Here is a 14,725-nt window from a genome sequence, read left to right on the forward strand (position 1 = left end):
ATGTGGATGCCTATACTTGCCGCCATGCAAGCACCGTCTCAACCCGCTTCGTCACCGATGGATGACGACACCAACCCCCTGTTCAACCAGTCGCTGGAGAAGGGCCTGGCCGTGCTCTGCGCCTTCAGCGCGCAGCACCGGAGCATGACGCTGGCCGATGTGGCTGCCGCTGCGGGCATCAACAAAAGCTCGGCGCAACGCATGGTGTTCACGCTGGAGCAACTGGGCTACGTCCGCAAGCATCCGCAAACCCGGCGCTACCAGCTCGCGCCGCGCGTCATGCGCGTGGGCTACAACTACCTGGCGGCCAATCCGGTGATCGACCTGGCCAATCCGTATCTTTCGGAACTGACCAAGATCACGACCGAGACCACCTGCCTGACCGAGCCCGACGGGCTGGAGATGGTCTACGTGGCACGCTTCATCAGCGCCCAGTTTGTGCCGGTGCACATGCCCATTGGAAGCCGCATCCCCATGTACTGCACTGCCTCGGGGCGTGCCTGGCTGAGCGCACTGCCCGATGAAGAAGCCCTGGCCCTGCTGCGCCAGAGCGAGCGAACCGCGCACACACGTTTCACCATCACGGACGAGGCCGCCATCCTCGATGAGCTGGCCCAGGCGCGTCGGCGCGGCTATGCCGTCAACCGGGAGGAACTCTTTCTGGGTGACATGACGCTGGGCGCGCCCGTCATCGGCAGCCATGGCCGCCCCGTGGCTGCCGTGCACATCGTCGCGCCGACCAGCCGATGGACGGTGGAGGAGGCGCAGGCCCGCCTGGGCCCAGGGCTGCTGGCCTGCGCCCGCTCGCTCAGCAACTCGGTGCGTGCCCTGGGTTGAACGGCAGCCGATGCTGCAGCCGGTACGGCCGCATTGGTGGTGCACGCCGCAAGCGTGGCGTGCATGCCCCGGGCTTCAGGTCAGGGCTGGGGGATCGGCCTATGCAGATGGAGTCTCCTGGGCCTGCGGATGCTCCAGCTGGGGTGCGGCCGACAGGTCCGCACCCACGGCGCGGCGCTCGTCGAAGACGAAGCAGCCGCCGTCATAGAAGGCGCCGTCGGTCTCCTCGAAGTACTTGAGGATGCCGCCCTCGAGCTGATAGACATGGTCCAGGCCTTCGTCCTGCATGAGGATGGCGGCCTTCTCGCAGCGTATGCCGCCCGTGCAGTAGCTGACCACGGTCTTGCCGGCCAGTTCGGCCTTGTGGGCGCGCAGCGCGGGCGGGAATTCGGTGAACTTGGTGATGCGCCAGTCGATGGTGCCCTTGAAGGCTCCGGCATCGACCTCGAAGTCGTTGCGCGTATCCAGCGTCACCACCTCGCGGCCCTCGTCATCGTGGCCCTGCTGCAGCCAGCGGCGCAGCGTGGCGGGGCTGACAGAAGGCGCGCGACCCTCTGCCGGGCGGATGGTGGGGTGGTCCATGCGGATGATCTCGCGCTTGACCTTGACCAGCATCTTGCGGAAAGGCACGGTGTCGGACCAGCTTTCCTTGGGGGCCAGGTCGGCAAAGCGCTCGTCGGTGCGCAACTGGTCGACGAAGCTGTGCACCGCCTGGGCGGGGCCTGCCAGGAAGAAGTTGATGCCTTCCTCGGCCAGCAGGATGGTGCCCTTGAGCGCCAGGGCCTGGGCGCGTTCGGCCAGGGTGTCGCGCAGCGCCGCTGCGTCGGGCAGCGGCGTGAACTTGTAGCAGGAAATATTGAGGATATCGGGCACAGGCAGGCAGGCGGGGGCGGCAAGGGCCGCAGGTTGGATCGGGTCGCCGGCGAGGGGCGGCCCGATCAGCCGCCCGACACCAGCAGGGCCTTGATTTTATTGGCCAGCTGGGCCACGGCCAGCGAAGCCGGTGCACCGGGCATGGATTGCAGCAGCAACTGGCGTCGCATCACGGCCTCGCGCACGGCCGGGTCGGAGGGAATGTCGCCCAGGTGCGTGAGCCGCAATGGCTCGCCGGAGGCCGTGCTGACAAAGCGGTTGAGCACCTGCTGGAGCTGACCCGTGATGGCGCGGCCATCGCCGGGACGCGCGGCCTGGTTGATGGCCAGGCGGATCTGCTGGCGCTTTTGCTGAATGGCAAGCACCTTGATGGCTGCATAGGCGTCGGTCAGCGAGGTGGGCTCGGGCGTGGCGATGACCAGCACTTCGGTGGCCATGGACACCGAGAACAGCACCACGTCGGAGATGCCCGCGCCCGTGTCCAGCAGCACGATGTCGTAGCGAGGAGCCAGCGTCTCGATGGTGTGCGTGAACTGCTGGCGGATCTCGGGCGTGAGCCGCGAGTACTCGATCATCCCCGAGCCGGCCAGCAGCACCGAGTAGCCGCCGGGGGCGGGCAGGATGGCTTCCTCCAGCGTGGAACGGCCGGTGAACACATCGTGCAGCGTGACCTTGGGGTAGAGGTTGAGCACCACGTCCAGGTTGGCCAGGCCCAGGTCGGCATCGAGCACCAGGACCTTGAGGCCATGGCGTGTCAGCGCTGCGGCCAGGTTGGCCGAAACGAAGGTCTTGCCCACGCCGCCCTTGCCGCTGGTCACGGCGATGATGTGTCCGCGCGGCTTGGCGCGCACGGCATCGCTCATCGAAACGGCAGCGGGCAGGGAGGGGTGGGGAATGGCGTTGTCGCTTACCACCGGGCTATCAGCGGAGTCCATCTTCGGGGTCCACATCGGTTGCAATATCTGGATTCAGCCCATTGTCAAACGGGGAGGGGGCATACAAAGGTCCGAAAAGCAGGCTTTTTTCCTCCGCGCTTACCGTACTGTCTGGTTGTTCTTCAATGTGCACGCGGTTGCGGCCGGCAGACTTGGCCAGGTACAACTGTTTGTCGGCACGCTCGGTCCACAAGGTCGTGGTGCTGCGTATCCACTGCAGCGCATAGGCGCCGCCGATGCTGATGGTGATCTGCAGTGTCAACGTGGGTGAGATGACCACCGGCATGCGCTCGATGGCGCTGCGTATGCGCTCGGCCACGGACAGGCCGAACGTCGCAGGGCAGGCCGGCAGCACGATGGCGAACTCCTCGCCTCCGTAGCGGGCCAGCGTGTCCATGGGGCGCACGCAACTGGTCAGGGTCCGGGCCACCGACTGCAGAACCCGGTCGCCGACGATATGGCCGTGCTGGTCGTTGATCTGCTTGAAATGGTCGATGTCCAGCATCAGCATCAGCGCCGCTTCGCCCGAGCGCGCCACGCGGTCGATCTCGCGCTCGGCAATGGTGCGGAAATGGCGGCGATTGGCCAGCCCCGTGAGCGGGTCGCGCAGCGACAGCGAACACAGTTCGTCGATCAGCGCCTGCAGGTATCGCGTCGGCGAATCCGTGGGCAAATGGACCGCCCCGCCAGCGTGGGTAACCAGCGCGTGGGCTGTGGCCAGGCGCAGGTCGCGCAGGTATACGGATTGGTGGGAGGCGGGGGCAGTCACAGAGGGCTGAATCAAAAGCCGGTGAAGTGTATCAGTGTGTAGGCTCAATTGTCGCCGCGCCGGCGTCGACTTTTGCACCATCGCTGGTAACAGATGTTGATCCCGGCCGAGATATGAAGGGCGGCAGGGCCAGCGCGGCGAGGAATTCCGCATCGGTGCGGTACAGCCGCAGGTGCGGCCCGCGGTGCAGGGCGCCGGCGCGCAGCAGCACCTGCTCGGCCGGCAACTTCAGGCCCACCACGTGCAGCACGCCGCTGCGCTTGGCCACCAGCAGTTGCAGGCGCACGAAGGTCTCCACGCCCGTCACGTCGATGCGGTTGATGGGCTGGGCCAGCAGGCACAGGTGGTGCGTCTCGGGGCGCAGCGCCCATTCGTCGCCGATGCGTCGCTCCAGGGCCGAGGCCGAGCCGAAGTCCAGCTCGGCATCCATGCGCAGGGCCAGCAGGCCTGGCGCCAGCGGAGGCAACTGCCAGAGGTTGCGGTCGCGCAGGCTGCCATCAGGATGCTGGCCCACCTCGATGATGCGCGGGTGCAGGCGCTGGTAGAGGAAGTAGCCCAGGCTCAGCACGATGCCCGCGAACACGCCCCAGTACATGCGCGGCGCCGTGACGATGGTCAGCAGCAGCGTGGCCAGGGCAATGCTGCCCTCCACGCGCGACACCTTGAACAGCTGCAGCAGCACACGCGGCTTGACGAGGTTGACCACGGCCGTGATCACGATGGCCGCCAGCGCCGCCTTGGGCACGTGGTACAGCGCCGGGATGAACCACATCACCACGATGACCACCAGCAGGATGGAGAACACGTTGGACCATCCCGTCTTGGCGCCGGCCAGCAGGTTCACGGCCGAGCGCGAGAACGAGGCGCTGGTGGCAAAGCTGCCGAACAGGCCCGCACTGATCTTGGACAGGCCCTGGGCGACCAGGTCCTGGTTCTCGTTCCAGCGCGTGCCGGCCTGCTGGTGCTCCACCTGGGCGCTGGAGGCCGTCTCCAGAAAGCTCACCAGCGAGATCACCAGCACCGGCATCACCAGGGCGCCGAACTCGTCCCAGCTCAGCAGCCCCGGCAGCTGGAAGCTGGGCAGGCCCGCGGGCAGATGGCCGACCACGGCGCCGCCGTCGTCGGCAAAGTCCGTGGCCCAACTGATCACGCCGGTCAGCGCGATGATGAAGATGGCCGAGGGAAAGGCCGCACGCCAGCGCTTGGCGAGCACGAGCAAGGCAATGCTGGCCATGCCGTAGACGATGGACTGCCAGTCGAAAAGCTGCAGCGACGGCGTGTTCCAGACGGCACCCCAGGTCGAGCGCAGGCCCAGCAGCGTGGGCAGCTGCGAGGCCAGGATCAGCAGCGCCGCAGCCTGCGTGAAGCCGGTGAGCACGGGCGAGGTCACCAGGTTGAGCAGCCAGCCGGCGCGCATCAGCCCCAGCGACCACTGCACCAGGCCCGACAGAATCGCCATCCATGCGGCCAGCGCCACCCAGTGCGCGGAGCCTGGCTCGGCCAGGCCTGTGAGCGAGGCGCCGATCAGCAGCGCGCTCAGGGCCGTGGGTCCCACGCCCAGACGGGGCGAGCCGCTGAACAGCACGGCCACCAGGGCTGGAACGATGGATGCGTAAATGCCCGTGATCAGCGGCATGCCCGCAAGGGCGGCATAGGCCACGCCCTGGGGCAGAAGCATCAGACCAACGGTGAGACCTGCCCAGAACTCCCCGCGCAGCACGGCTGCCGAAGGTTTGGGCCATGCCAGGAAGGGAAACCAGCGCGCCAGGGAATGCATGGCCGCTATTGTCATGCTAACTGGATGGTGCCGGGATGTTCGGGCTTGTCCTACAGGCGCTTGCGTCGGCGTCGTATGGGTTTGTCCCAGGGCCCTCAATAAAGTCGAGGCCTGTGTTGACCGCCTCACAACTATTCAAGGAGTAACCGCATGACTTTCATCACCCAACGCTGCTGCCAGATCCTCGCCGTGTCTGCCCTGGCCTTCGGCCTTGCCGCCTGCGGCAAGACCGAAGACACTGCGGGCCAGAAGCTCGACTCTGCGGTTCAGCAGTCCCAGCAGGCCGCGCAGAGCGCCGGCCAGAAGATCGACAACGCCATGAGCAGCGCCGGCACCAAGATCGAGGAAGGTGCTGCCAAGGCCGAAGCGGCCACCAACAACGCCATGAGCCAGGCAGGCGCCGCACTCGACGACGCCGGCATTACGGCCCAGATCAAGGCCGACCTGATCAAGGAGCCCGATATCTCCGCCCTCAAGATCGACGTGGACACCAAGGCAGGCGCCGTGACGCTGACCGGCTCGGTCCCCAGCGAAGCACTCAAGATGCGCGCAGGCGACATTGCCAAATCCGTCAAGGGCGTGAACAACGTCAGCAACATGCTGGAGATCAAGGCCAGCTGATCGCAGCCACCGGCTCCGTTGCCCTTGTGAAAACCAGGCGGATTCCCCGCCTGGTTTTTTTATGCCTGAACGCTGCAGCCCAGCGCATAAGATGCGCTGCATGACCACACCCGACCTGCAGATCAGCACCCATCTCATCCACCATCCCTACCAGCCGCCCGAGGGCTTTGTTGCGCCGCAGCCGCCCGTGCACAAGGCCTCGACGGTGATCTTCGAGAACGTGGCGGCCATGCGCCGGCGCCAGTGGCTGGACAAGAGCAGCTATACCTACGGCCTGCACGGCACGCCCACCACCTTCTTGCTGGAAGAGCGCCTGAGCGCGCTGGAAGGCGGCCTGCAGTGCCTGCTGGTACCCAGCGGCCTGGCTGCGATTGCGACCACCTCCCTGGCCCTGCTGCGCACCGGCGACGAGATGCTGCTGCCCGACAACGCCTACGGTCCCAACAAGACCCTGAGCGAGGGCGAGCTGGCCCATTTCGGCGTGCGCCACCAGTGCTATGACGCCATGGATGTTGCCGACCTCGAAGCCAAAATCACGCCCAAGACGCGGCTGGTCTGGCTGGAGGCGCCGGGCTCGGTCACCATGGAGTTCCCCGACCTCATCGCCATGGTGCGCCTGTGCCGCGAGCGGGGCATCACCACCGTGCTGGACAACACCTGGGGCGCGGGCCTGGCCTTCAACCCCTTCGATCTGCTGGCCGATGGAGCGCACAGCCTGGGCGTGGATGCCACCGTGCATGCGCTGACCAAGTACCCCAGCGGCGGTGGCGACGTGCTCATGGGCAGCATCATCACGCGCGACCAGGCGCTGCACATGCGCATCAAGCTGGCGCACATGCGCCTGGGCCTGGGCGTGGGCGGCAACGACACCGAGGCCGTGTTGCGCTCCCTGCCCAGCATCGCGCTGCGCTACCACGCACAGGACCGCGCCGCGCGCGAGCTGGCGCGCTGGCTGCAGCAGCAGCCGGCCGTGGCCCAGGTGCTGCACCCGGCGCTGGAAGGCGCTCCGGGCCACGAGAACTGGAAGGCGCTGTGTGGCGCAGCCGCAGGCGGCGAGGGCGTGGCCGCCGGCCTGTTCAGCGTGGTCATCGATCCGCGCCACGGCCAGCAGGCCGTGGACCGTTTCTGCGACAGCCTGCGCCTGTTCAAGATCGGCTACAGCTGGGGCGGTCCCATCAGCCTGGTCGTGCCCTATGAGCTGTCGTCCATGCGCAGCTGCCCCACGCCCCAGCTGCGCAGCGGCACCGTGGTGCGCTTTGCCATCGGCCTGGAGGCGGTGCAGGACCTGCGTGCCGACCTGGAGCAGGCCCTGGCCGCCGCGTTTGCATAGTTGAGCGCCAGGCGCCGGTGACATCTGCCTGTCACCTGCGCCGCCGATGCTCGCTGGCTTCATACCACCCCACGGAGGCCTTCGGGCCCCGGTCCAGCATGAAGCACAAAGAGAGCATCACCAACATCCTGCAGCAGGCGAAAGCCGGCTCCCGCGAATCCGGCCTCGTGGCCAGCCGCCGCCATTTCGTGCGCGGCATGGGCGCCTCGGCCCTGGCGCTGCCACTGGCCGGCTGCGGCGGGTCGGATGGCGACAGCCGCATTCCCGTCGAGTTCCGCCACGGCGTGGCCAGCGGCGACCCGTTGAGTGACCGCGTCATCCTCTGGACCCGCGTGACGCCGCCGCAGGGCCATTCCAGCGACATCGAGGTGGAGTGGGAAGTGGCATCGGACGCCGACTTCAAGACCCTCGTGACTTCGGGCAAGGCCATGGCGCGCGCTACCCAGGATTTCACCTTCAAGGCCGATGCCACGGGCCTCAGGCCCGCCACGCGCTACCACTACCGCTTTCGCTGCCAGGGCATGACCAGCGCCACGGGCCGCACGCGAACCCTGCCCGTGGGCGCCGTGCAGCAGGTCAAGCTGGCCGTGTTTTCCTGCGCCAACTACCCGGCCGGCTACTTCAATGTCTACGCGCATGCGGCGCGCCAGGGCGACCTGGACGCCACCGTGCATCTGGGCGACTACATCTACGAATATGCGCGCGGCGGCTATGCCAACGGCAAAGCCATGCAGCGCCAGAGCCTGCCGGCCAACGAAATCGTCAGCCTGGCCGACTACCGCCAGCGCCATGCCCAGTACAAGAGCGATGCCGACCTGCAGGCCCTGCATGCGGCAGCGCCCATGATTGCGGTCTGGGACGACCACGAAGTCTCCAATGACACCTGGATGCACGGCGCCGAGAACCACCAGCCGGCCACCGAAGGCGACTTCGAGCTGCGCAAGGTGGCCGCGCTCAAGGCCTATCACGAGTGGATGCCCACGCGCAACGCACAGCCCGAGATCATCTACCGCAGCTTCGCCTTCGGCGACCTGCTGGCGCTGCACATGCTGGACACGCGCGTCATCGGCCGTGATGAACAGCTGGACTACGCCGACTATTTCACGGCACAGGGGCTGGACGCGGCGCGCTTTTCCTCCGACATGGCCAATCCCGCACGCCAGCTCATGGGCGCCACGCAGACCCAGTGGCTTGGCCAGCAGATGGCGGCCTCGCAGGCCACCTGGCAGGTGCTGGGCCAGCAGGTGCTGATGGGGCGCATGGAGCTGCCGGCGCCCTTGCTGATGGACATCCTCAGCCCCGGCAGCGGTGTCTCACTGCCGGCCTACGCGGCGCTGCTGGCCAAGGCCCAGGCCAACCCGGCCAGCCTGACGGCGGCGGAAAAGGCCATCCTGGCCCAGCCCAGCATTCCCTACAACCTCGATGCCTGGGACGGCTACGCCGTGGCTCGCGAGACCGTGCTGGCCACGGCGCGCAGCCTGGGCAAGAACCTGGTCGTGCTGGCCGGTGACACCCACAACGCCTGGGCCAGCGAGCTGCGCGACCGCAGCGGGCAGGGCGTGGGCGTGGAGTTCGCCACCTCGTCCGTCAGCTCGCCCGGCTTCGAGGACTACCTGCCCGGCCAGGATCCGGCCCAGTTGCGTGGCGCGCTGCTGCAGTTCATCAACACGCTCAAGTACTGCGATACCTCCCGCCGCGGCTACATGATCGTCACGGCAACCCCCCAGGCCTGCCAGGCCGAATGGATCTATGTGGATACGGTGTTCAGCCGCCAGTACCAGACCGTGCGGGACGCGGCCTGGAAGGTGCTGCCCGGCCAGCCGGGCAAGCTGGTGCAGGCCTGAGGGCGGACCGGGGTGCGGGCCTGCGCGGTCTGGGCGGGGGCCCTCGGTAGTTTCCGCCATGGCAGCGCGGCCATGGCTGCGCTAACTTGGGGCTCGCTGATCCAGGAGGTCCAGGCATGCAGGCATCCCCCGCTCCCGAGAAAGCTTCCGACCACCCGGCTGGCGCGCTGCAGGTGCAACCGCTGCGCATGGCCGATCCCTGGCGCTGGCTGGCGCTGGGCTGGCGCGATCTGCAGCGGGCGCCGGGCGTTGCGCTGTTCTATGGCCTGTGCTTCTGGGCCATGGCCCTGCTCATCGGCTGGGTGTTCCGTGCCAGCCCTGAATACAGCATGGCCATGGCCAGCGGCTGTCTGCTCATCGGCCCCTTCCTGGCCATGGGCCTGTACGACACCAGCCGCAGGCTGGAGCGGGGATTGCCGCCGGAGCTTGGCAGCTCGCTGACCTGCTGGGACACGCAAATGGGCAGCATGGGCATGCTGGTCATGGTTTTGCTGGTGCTGGAAATGCTCTGGGCGCGCGCCTCCATGGTGGTGTTTGCCGTGTTCTTCGATACCGGCATGCCCACCACGGCCGGCATGCTGCAGGCCGTGGCACGGCCGGAGAATTGGGAGTTCCTGGCGATCTACGTGCTGGTCGGCGGCGCCTTCGCGGCCCTGGTGTTCGCCAGCATGGTGGTGGCGCTGCCGGCCATGCTGGACCGGGGCAGCGATGCGCTGACGGCCTGCATCACCAGCATGCGCGTGGTCGGCCTCAACCTGGCCGTCATGCTGCAATGGGCCGCGATCATCACCGTGCTGGTGGCTGCTGCGCTGTGGTGGCACGGCGTGGGCCTGCTGCTGGTGGGGCCTTTGCTGGGCTGCGCCAGTTGGCATGCTTACCGCTGCAGCGTGGGTGAATCTGCCGACCCTGCGTCCCCCCTATCCTGAGGTTTTACGGCCGGGCCCCGTCTTGCGGCTACAGTGGGGCTTGCAACAACAGAGGAGTCCACCTGTGGCGACACCCAACTACGCCTATGAAAAACGCCAGCGCGAACTGGCCAAGAAGCAGAAGAAGCTTGAAAAGGAGAAGGCCAAGGCCGAAAGAAAACCCGACGACCATGAGGGCGGCGGTATGGCGGGTGAAGACCAGGCATCCCCCGCAGCGGCGCATTCCGGCGAGGAAGGCCGCAGCAGCTGACAGCCTGGCTGCCCTGTGCTCAGGGCAGCAGTTTGCTGAGCTGTGGCCAGACGTTGTCCAGCATGCGCGGCTGGGCCTTGGCCGTGGGGTGGATGCGGTCAGCCTGGAACCACTGGGCCGAGTCGGCCGCATCGCCTATACCGGCCAGCAGGAAGGGCACGAGCGGTACCTTCTGCTCCTGCGCCACCTTGGAGAACAACTGCTCGAACTGGCGCGTATAGCCGCTGCCGTAGTTGGGAGGCACCTGCATGCCCACCAGCAGCACCTTGGCCCCGGCATCACGGGCCGCGCGTACCATGGCGTCGAGATTGCCCTGCGTGCTTTGCAGCGGCAGGCCGCGCAGCGCATCGTTGCCTCCCAATTCGATCACCACCACCGACGGTTTGTGCTGCTTGAGCAGGGCCGGCAGGCGCGAGCGGCCGCCCGAGGTGGTCTCGCCGCTCACGCTGGCGTTGACCAGCGGCACATTTTTCTGGCTCTCCTGCAGGCGCTTTTGCAGCAGCGCCACCCAGCCCGTTCCGCGGGCCAGACCGTACTCGGCACTCAGCGAATCGCCCAGTACCAGCAACGGGCCGGCGTCTGCAGCCCGGGCGGGCATGGCCGTCCAAGTACCCAGCAGACCGAAGGCCAAGCCGGCCGAGATAAAGTGGCGGCGTCGGCGCATTGCGCGCAGCTTGTCTTGCATCGTCTTCCCATCCTCCATGTCACAAAGCACTGCCCAGCCCCTGATCGAAGTCGAGCATGTCTTCAAGTCGGTCAGCGATTCGACCGGAACACTGGATATTCTGAGGGATATCGATCTGCGCTTCGCGGCAAGGGAAACCGTGGCCATCGTCGGTGCCTCGGGCTCGGGCAAGAGCACGCTGCTGTCCATACTCGCAGGCCTGGATACGCCCACGCGCGGCACGGTGCGGTTGCAGGGCCAGGACATGTTTGCGCTGGACGAGGATGCGCGCGCTGCCGTGCGTGCGCAGAAGCTGGGCTTTGTCTTCCAGAGCTTCCAGCTGCTGGGCAATCTGACGGCGCTGGAGAACGTGATGCTGCCGCTGGAGCTGGCCGGCAGCCGCGACGCCCGCCGCCGCGCCACCGAAATGCTGGAGCGCGTGGGGCTGGGCCAGCGCCTGGGCCACTATCCCAAGCTGCTGTCGGGCGGTGAGCAGCAGCGTGTGGCGCTGGCCCGCGCCTTCGTGGTCGAGCCCGCCGTGCTGCTGGCCGACGAGCCCACGGGCAGCCTGGACTTTGCGACCGGCGAAACCATCATGGAGCTGATGTTCGCGCTCAACCGTGAGCGCGGCACCACGTTGGTCATGGTCACGCATGACCGAGCCATCGCCGCGCGCTGCGAGCGGCGCGTGACCATCGAGGCCGGCCGCGTCGCCAGCATCGAAGAGGGGCAGGCGCTGGCGGCCTGATCGGCCGCCGGGTCAAGCGGCTGCAACCAGTGGCAGGACCTCAGGCGGCGACAGCTTCGCGCCGCCCTGCCGCCTCGCAGGCCGCGGCCGTGAAGATCACGTCCGTGGAGGAGTTGAGTGCGGTTTCGGCCGAGTCCTGGATCACGCCGATCACAAAGCCCACGCCCACCACCTGCATGGCCAGATCGTTGGAGATGCCGAACAGGCTGCAGGCCAGCGGAATCAGCAGCAGCGAGCCACCGGCCACGCCCGAGGCGCCGCAGGCGCACACCGCGGACACCACGCACAGCAAGATGGCGGTCAGCAGATCGACCTGGATGCCCAGGGTATGGGCCGCAGCCAGCGAGAGCACGCTGATGGTGACGGCGGCGCCGGCCATGTTGATGGTGGCGCCCAGCGGGATGGAGACGCTGTAGGTGTCCTCATCCAGGCCCAGGCGCTTGGCCAGCGCCAGGTTCACCGGGATGTTGGCGGCCGAGCTGCGCGTGAAGAAGGCCGTGACCGCGCTCTCGCGCAGGCAGGTCAGCACCAGGGGATAGGGATTGCGGCGCGTCTGCGTCCAGACGATGAACGGATTGACCACCAGGGCCACGAAGAGCATGCAGCCCAGCAGCACGGCCAGCAGGTGGGCATAGTCCAGCAGCTTTTCCAGGCCCGACTGGGCAAAGGTGCCCGCCACCAGGCCGAAGATGCCCAGCGGCGCCAGGCGGATCACGCCCTGGATCACGCGGGTGATGGCCTGGCCCAGGTCATGCATCACGGCGCGCGTGGTCTCAGAGGCGTGGCGCAGGGCCAGGCCCATGGCCACTGCCCAGGCAAGGATGCCGATGTAGTTGGCATTCATCAGCGCGCGTACCGGGTTGTCGAAGGCGCTTTGCACCAGGGCCATCAGCACTTCGCCAATGCGCCCAGGCGCGCCCTGGGCGGGGGCGGCGTCCTTGAACTGGATGGTGGACGGGAAGGCCATGCTGGCCACCACGGCCACCACGGCCGCGGCAAAGGTGCCCAGCACATACAGCCACAGGATGGGCCGTATCTGCGTGGCGTGGCCGGGCCGGTGGTTGCTGGTGGCCGAGACCACCAGCAGCAGCACCAGGACAGGGGCAACGGCCTTGAGGGCGGAGATGAACAGCGTCCCCAGCAGGGATACGGACTGGGCGGCCTCGGGCCAGAGCCAGGCCAACAGGCCGCCGGCGACCAGACTGATGGCGATCTGGCCCACCAGGCTGGTGCGGGCAAGCCAGGCAAGAAAGGCTTTGAGCATGATGGTTGAGAAAGAAATGGAAAAACAGGGCGATGAAAAATGCAAAGCGGCATGCCCGTGGCTTCGGTGCATGCCGCAATGAGAGGGGCCCGCTGGAAAGCGGCCAACCCGCGCAGTGTAGCGGCTACGTAAAAACCACAGGAGCCGTTGCGTGCAGACGGGCTTCGTCCGGCGGGTGCCGGGGCTGCGCCCAATTGGCGGGATAATCGCGCCCCATGTCGTCCCCCAAAGTTCTCTTCGGCTTCCACGCCGTCGGCGTGCGCATGAAGACCGCGCCCCAATCCATCATCGAGGTCTACTACGAGGCCACGCGCCGTGATGCGCGCATGCGCCAGTTCCTCGACCGCGCCAAGTCGGCCGGCGTCCGGCTGATCGAGGCCGACGGTGAACGCCTGGCCAAGCTCGCCGGCAGCCACGGCCACCAGGGCGTGGCCGCGCGCGTGGAGGCGGTGGCCCAGGTGCATTCGCTGGATGAACTGCTGGAGCAACTGGAGGCCGATGGCGTCAGCAACCCGCTGCTGCTGGTGCTGGACGGCGTGACCGATCCGCACAACCTCGGCGCCTGCCTGCGCGTGGCCGATGGCGCAGGCGCCCATGCGGTGATTGCGCCCAAGGACCATGCGGTGGGCGTGAACGCCACCGTGGCCAAGGTCGCCAGCGGCGCGGCCGAGACCGTGCCCTATTTCATGGTCACCAACCTGGCGCGCACGCTCAATGAGCTCAAGGAGCGCGATATCTGGATCATCGGCACCAGCGACGATGCGCCCAAGACCCTGTACGAGGTGGACCTCAAGGGCCCCACGGCCCTGGTGCTGGGCGCAGAAGGCGACGGCATGCGCCAGCTCACGCGCAAGACCTGCGACGAGCTGATCGGCATTCCCATGATGGGTGCCGTCTCCAGCCTCAATGTGTCCGTGGCCAGCGGCGTGTGCCTGTACGAGGCGCTGCGCCAGCGCGGCCTGGGCACCACGCCTGCCGTATCCGCCGCCCCGGCCGACCAGATCTAGGCTGGCGCGCCGTCGGCGCCCAGCTCCACCACGCTCTCGAAGCCGCCCCAGAACATGCGCTTGGCGTCGAAGGGCATGGTGGCCGGGTCCATGGAGGCAATGCGCGGGTCCTTCATGACGGCGGCATTGATGCGGTCGCGCTCCGCGCGCGAGGCATAGACGATCCATGAAAAGAACACGATCTCGCCTTCCTTGAGCTGCACGGCCTGGGGAAACGAGGTCAGCTTGCCCATGGGCACGTCGTCGCCCGCGCATTCCCAGTACTGCAGCGCGCCGTATTCCATCCAGACCTTGCCTGCGGCCTCGGCCACCTCGCGGTAGGCCTGCAGGTTGGCCCGGGGAACGGGCAGTACGAATCCGTCGATGTAGTGCATGGTGCTCTCCTGGTGAAAACCGGCGTCAGAGCCGGGCTGCGAGTTCCGCCAACTGGTCTGCGCACTGGCCCCAGCCGCTGTGAAAGCCCATGGCCTCGTGCTGGGCGCGGTCGGCGGCATTCCAATGGCGCACCCGGGCGGTATAGCGGGTCTGGCTGCCTTCGGGGTCGAAGGTGACGATGCCCGTCATGAAGGGCTTGTCGGCTGGCACCCAGCCTTGGGTGAAGGCGTCGGTGAAGACCAGGCGCCGGTTGGGAATGACTTCCAGGTAGACACCGCTGCCGGGCATCTCCTGGCCTTCGGGGCTGCGCATGACGATGAGGCTGTGGCCGCCGGGCCGCACATCGTTGTCCACCCGGGCCACGCTCCAGGGGCTGGGTGCAAACCATTGCTGGATCAGCGCCGGCTCGGTCCAGCAGCGGTAGAGCCTGTCGGCGGGGATGTCGAACAGGCGCGTGAGCACCAGGTCGTTGGCGTGTTCGGGAAGGTCTTGTGCTGTCATGGTG

At 67.3% G+C, this 14,725-nt stretch carries 16 protein-coding genes; 8 read left to right on the forward strand and 8 right to left on the reverse strand.

Annotation, left to right across the window (positions count from 1 at the left end; translation table 11 throughout):
- Positions 1-57 precede the first annotated feature (57 nt).
- Entirely contained in the window at positions 58-837 is a 780-nt protein-coding gene (locus tag ACRSCF_RS13290) for an IclR family transcriptional regulator (RefSeq protein ID WP_034365152.1), read from the forward strand.
- 99 nt (positions 838-936) lie between these two features.
- On the opposite strand, the gene ACRSCF_RS13295 is transcribed toward ACRSCF_RS13290, so the two are convergent.
- From ACRSCF_RS13295 to ACRSCF_RS13310, 4 genes are all read right to left on the reverse strand, one after another.
- Positions 937-1,710, reverse strand: coding sequence for a sulfurtransferase (locus tag ACRSCF_RS13295; protein WP_034365147.1), 774 nt, complete (start codon positions 1,708-1,710; stop codon positions 937-939).
- Positions 1,711-1,775: 65 nt separating this feature from the next.
- The gene (locus tag ACRSCF_RS13300) at positions 1,776-2,645 is read right to left on the reverse strand and encodes a MinD/ParA family protein (RefSeq protein WP_016447162.1); all 870 of its coding nucleotides are present in this window, start codon (positions 2,643-2,645) and stop codon (positions 1,776-1,778) included.
- Complete coding sequence (locus ACRSCF_RS13305; protein WP_017403908.1) at positions 2,632-3,414, reverse strand: GGDEF domain-containing protein; 783 nt, start codon at positions 3,412-3,414, stop codon at positions 2,632-2,634. The genes ACRSCF_RS13300 and ACRSCF_RS13305 overlap by 14 nt, the downstream gene beginning before the upstream one ends.
- Positions 3,415-3,445: 31 nt before the next feature.
- Positions 3,446-5,191, reverse strand: a complete 1,746-nt coding sequence (locus tag ACRSCF_RS13310) for a SulP family inorganic anion transporter (protein ID WP_016447160.1) — start codon at positions 5,189-5,191, stop codon at positions 3,446-3,448.
- Between the two features lie 150 nt (positions 5,192-5,341).
- Between ACRSCF_RS13310 and ACRSCF_RS13315 the strand changes: the two genes are divergently transcribed.
- The 5 genes from ACRSCF_RS13315 (at position 5,342) to ACRSCF_RS13335 (ending at position 10,162) form a co-directional block, all read left to right on the forward strand.
- Positions 5,342-5,812 carry a BON domain-containing protein gene (locus ACRSCF_RS13315; protein ID WP_016447159.1) on the forward strand — a complete coding sequence of 157 codons (471 nt, stop codon included), beginning with the start codon at positions 5,342-5,344 and terminating at the stop codon, positions 5,810-5,812.
- A 100-nt stretch (positions 5,813-5,912) separates the two neighbouring features.
- On the forward strand, positions 5,913-7,142 hold the full coding sequence (locus tag ACRSCF_RS13320; RefSeq protein ID WP_034365283.1) for a PLP-dependent transferase: 1,230 nt from the start codon (positions 5,913-5,915) through the stop codon (positions 7,140-7,142).
- 98 nt (positions 7,143-7,240) lie between these two features.
- Positions 7,241-8,986 (forward strand): alkaline phosphatase D family protein, encoded by a 1,746-nt coding sequence (locus tag ACRSCF_RS13325; RefSeq protein ID WP_432675930.1) that lies wholly within the window; start codon positions 7,241-7,243, stop codon positions 8,984-8,986.
- 116 nt (positions 8,987-9,102) lie between these two features.
- Positions 9,103-9,912, forward strand: a complete 810-nt coding sequence (locus tag ACRSCF_RS13330) for a DUF2189 domain-containing protein (RefSeq protein ID WP_244388114.1) — start codon at positions 9,103-9,105, stop codon at positions 9,910-9,912.
- Positions 9,913-9,976: 64 nt separating this feature from the next.
- Complete coding sequence (locus ACRSCF_RS13335) at positions 9,977-10,162, forward strand: hypothetical protein (RefSeq protein ID WP_016447155.1); 186 nt, start codon at positions 9,977-9,979, stop codon at positions 10,160-10,162.
- A 19-nt stretch (positions 10,163-10,181) separates the two neighbouring features.
- Here the strand turns inward: ACRSCF_RS13335 and ACRSCF_RS13340 are convergent, their stop codons facing one another.
- Positions 10,182-10,847 (reverse strand): arylesterase, encoded by a 666-nt coding sequence (locus ACRSCF_RS13340; protein WP_016447154.1) that lies wholly within the window; start codon positions 10,845-10,847, stop codon positions 10,182-10,184.
- Positions 10,848-10,863: 16 nt separating this feature from the next.
- On the opposite strand from ACRSCF_RS13340, the gene ACRSCF_RS13345 reads away from it, so the two are divergent.
- Positions 10,864-11,574 (forward strand): ABC transporter ATP-binding protein, encoded by a 711-nt coding sequence (locus tag ACRSCF_RS13345; protein WP_017403911.1) that lies wholly within the window; start codon positions 10,864-10,866, stop codon positions 11,572-11,574.
- A 40-nt stretch (positions 11,575-11,614) separates the two neighbouring features.
- Here the strand turns inward: ACRSCF_RS13345 and sstT are convergent, their stop codons facing one another.
- Complete coding sequence (gene sstT, locus ACRSCF_RS13350) at positions 11,615-12,838, reverse strand: serine/threonine transporter SstT (protein WP_016447152.1); 1,224 nt, start codon at positions 12,836-12,838, stop codon at positions 11,615-11,617.
- A 215-nt stretch (positions 12,839-13,053) separates the two neighbouring features.
- Here sstT and rlmB point away from each other — a divergent pair, with 215 nt between their 5' ends.
- Positions 13,054-13,845, forward strand: coding sequence for a 23S rRNA (guanosine(2251)-2'-O)-methyltransferase RlmB (gene rlmB, locus ACRSCF_RS13355; protein ID WP_016447151.1), 792 nt, complete (start codon positions 13,054-13,056; stop codon positions 13,843-13,845).
- Here the strand turns inward: rlmB and ACRSCF_RS13360 are convergent.
- Both ACRSCF_RS13360 and ACRSCF_RS13365 read right to left on the reverse strand, forming a co-directional pair.
- Positions 13,842-14,219, reverse strand: a complete 378-nt coding sequence (locus tag ACRSCF_RS13360) for a DUF1428 domain-containing protein (RefSeq protein WP_016447150.1) — start codon at positions 14,217-14,219, stop codon at positions 13,842-13,844. The genes rlmB and ACRSCF_RS13360 overlap by 4 nt on opposite strands.
- 25 nt (positions 14,220-14,244) lie before the next feature.
- Positions 14,245-14,721, reverse strand: a complete 477-nt coding sequence (locus ACRSCF_RS13365) for an SRPBCC family protein (RefSeq protein WP_017403914.1) — start codon at positions 14,719-14,721, stop codon at positions 14,245-14,247.
- Positions 14,722-14,725: the final 4 nt, after the last annotated feature.

The sequence above is a fragment of the Delftia sp. 11MD genome, assembly GCF_050907895.1.
In the GTDB taxonomy this organism is placed as follows: Bacteria; Pseudomonadota; Gammaproteobacteria; order Burkholderiales; family Burkholderiaceae_C; genus Comamonas; species Comamonas tsuruhatensis.

What these genes read in the sequence shown, in the direction of transcription:
- ACRSCF_RS13345 (WP_017403911.1), top strand. Translation starts at nt 10,864, where the DNA reads ATGTCACAAAGCACTGCCCAGCCCCTGATCGAAGTCGAGCATGTCTTC.
- ACRSCF_RS13290 (WP_034365152.1), top strand. Translation starts at nt 58, where the DNA reads ATGGATGACGACACCAACCCCCTGTTCAACCAGTCGCTGGAGAAGGGC.
- ACRSCF_RS13360 (WP_016447150.1), bottom strand. Translation starts at nt 14,219, where the DNA reads ATGCACTACATCGACGGATTCGTACTGCCCGTTCCCCGGGCCAACCTG.
- ACRSCF_RS13325 (WP_432675930.1), top strand. Translation starts at nt 7,241, where the DNA reads ATGAAGCACAAAGAGAGCATCACCAACATCCTGCAGCAGGCGAAAGCC.
- sstT (WP_016447152.1), bottom strand. Translation starts at nt 12,838, where the DNA reads ATGCTCAAAGCCTTTCTTGCCTGGCTTGCCCGCACCAGCCTGGTGGGC.
- ACRSCF_RS13300 (WP_016447162.1), bottom strand. Translation starts at nt 2,645, where the DNA reads ATGGACTCCGCTGATAGCCCGGTGGTAAGCGACAACGCCATTCCCCAC.
- rlmB (WP_016447151.1), top strand. Translation starts at nt 13,054, where the DNA reads ATGTCGTCCCCCAAAGTTCTCTTCGGCTTCCACGCCGTCGGCGTGCGC.
- ACRSCF_RS13340 (WP_016447154.1), bottom strand. Translation starts at nt 10,847, where the DNA reads ATGCAAGACAAGCTGCGCGCAATGCGCCGACGCCGCCACTTTATCTCG.
- ACRSCF_RS13310 (WP_016447160.1), bottom strand. Translation starts at nt 5,191, where the DNA reads ATGCATTCCCTGGCGCGCTGGTTTCCCTTCCTGGCATGGCCCAAACCT.
- ACRSCF_RS13365 (WP_017403914.1), bottom strand. Translation starts at nt 14,721, where the DNA reads ATGACAGCACAAGACCTTCCCGAACACGCCAACGACCTGGTGCTCACG.
- ACRSCF_RS13315 (WP_016447159.1), top strand. Translation starts at nt 5,342, where the DNA reads ATGACTTTCATCACCCAACGCTGCTGCCAGATCCTCGCCGTGTCTGCC.
- ACRSCF_RS13330 (WP_244388114.1), top strand. Translation starts at nt 9,103, where the DNA reads ATGCAGGCATCCCCCGCTCCCGAGAAAGCTTCCGACCACCCGGCTGGC.
- ACRSCF_RS13320 (WP_034365283.1), top strand. Translation starts at nt 5,913, where the DNA reads ATGACCACACCCGACCTGCAGATCAGCACCCATCTCATCCACCATCCC.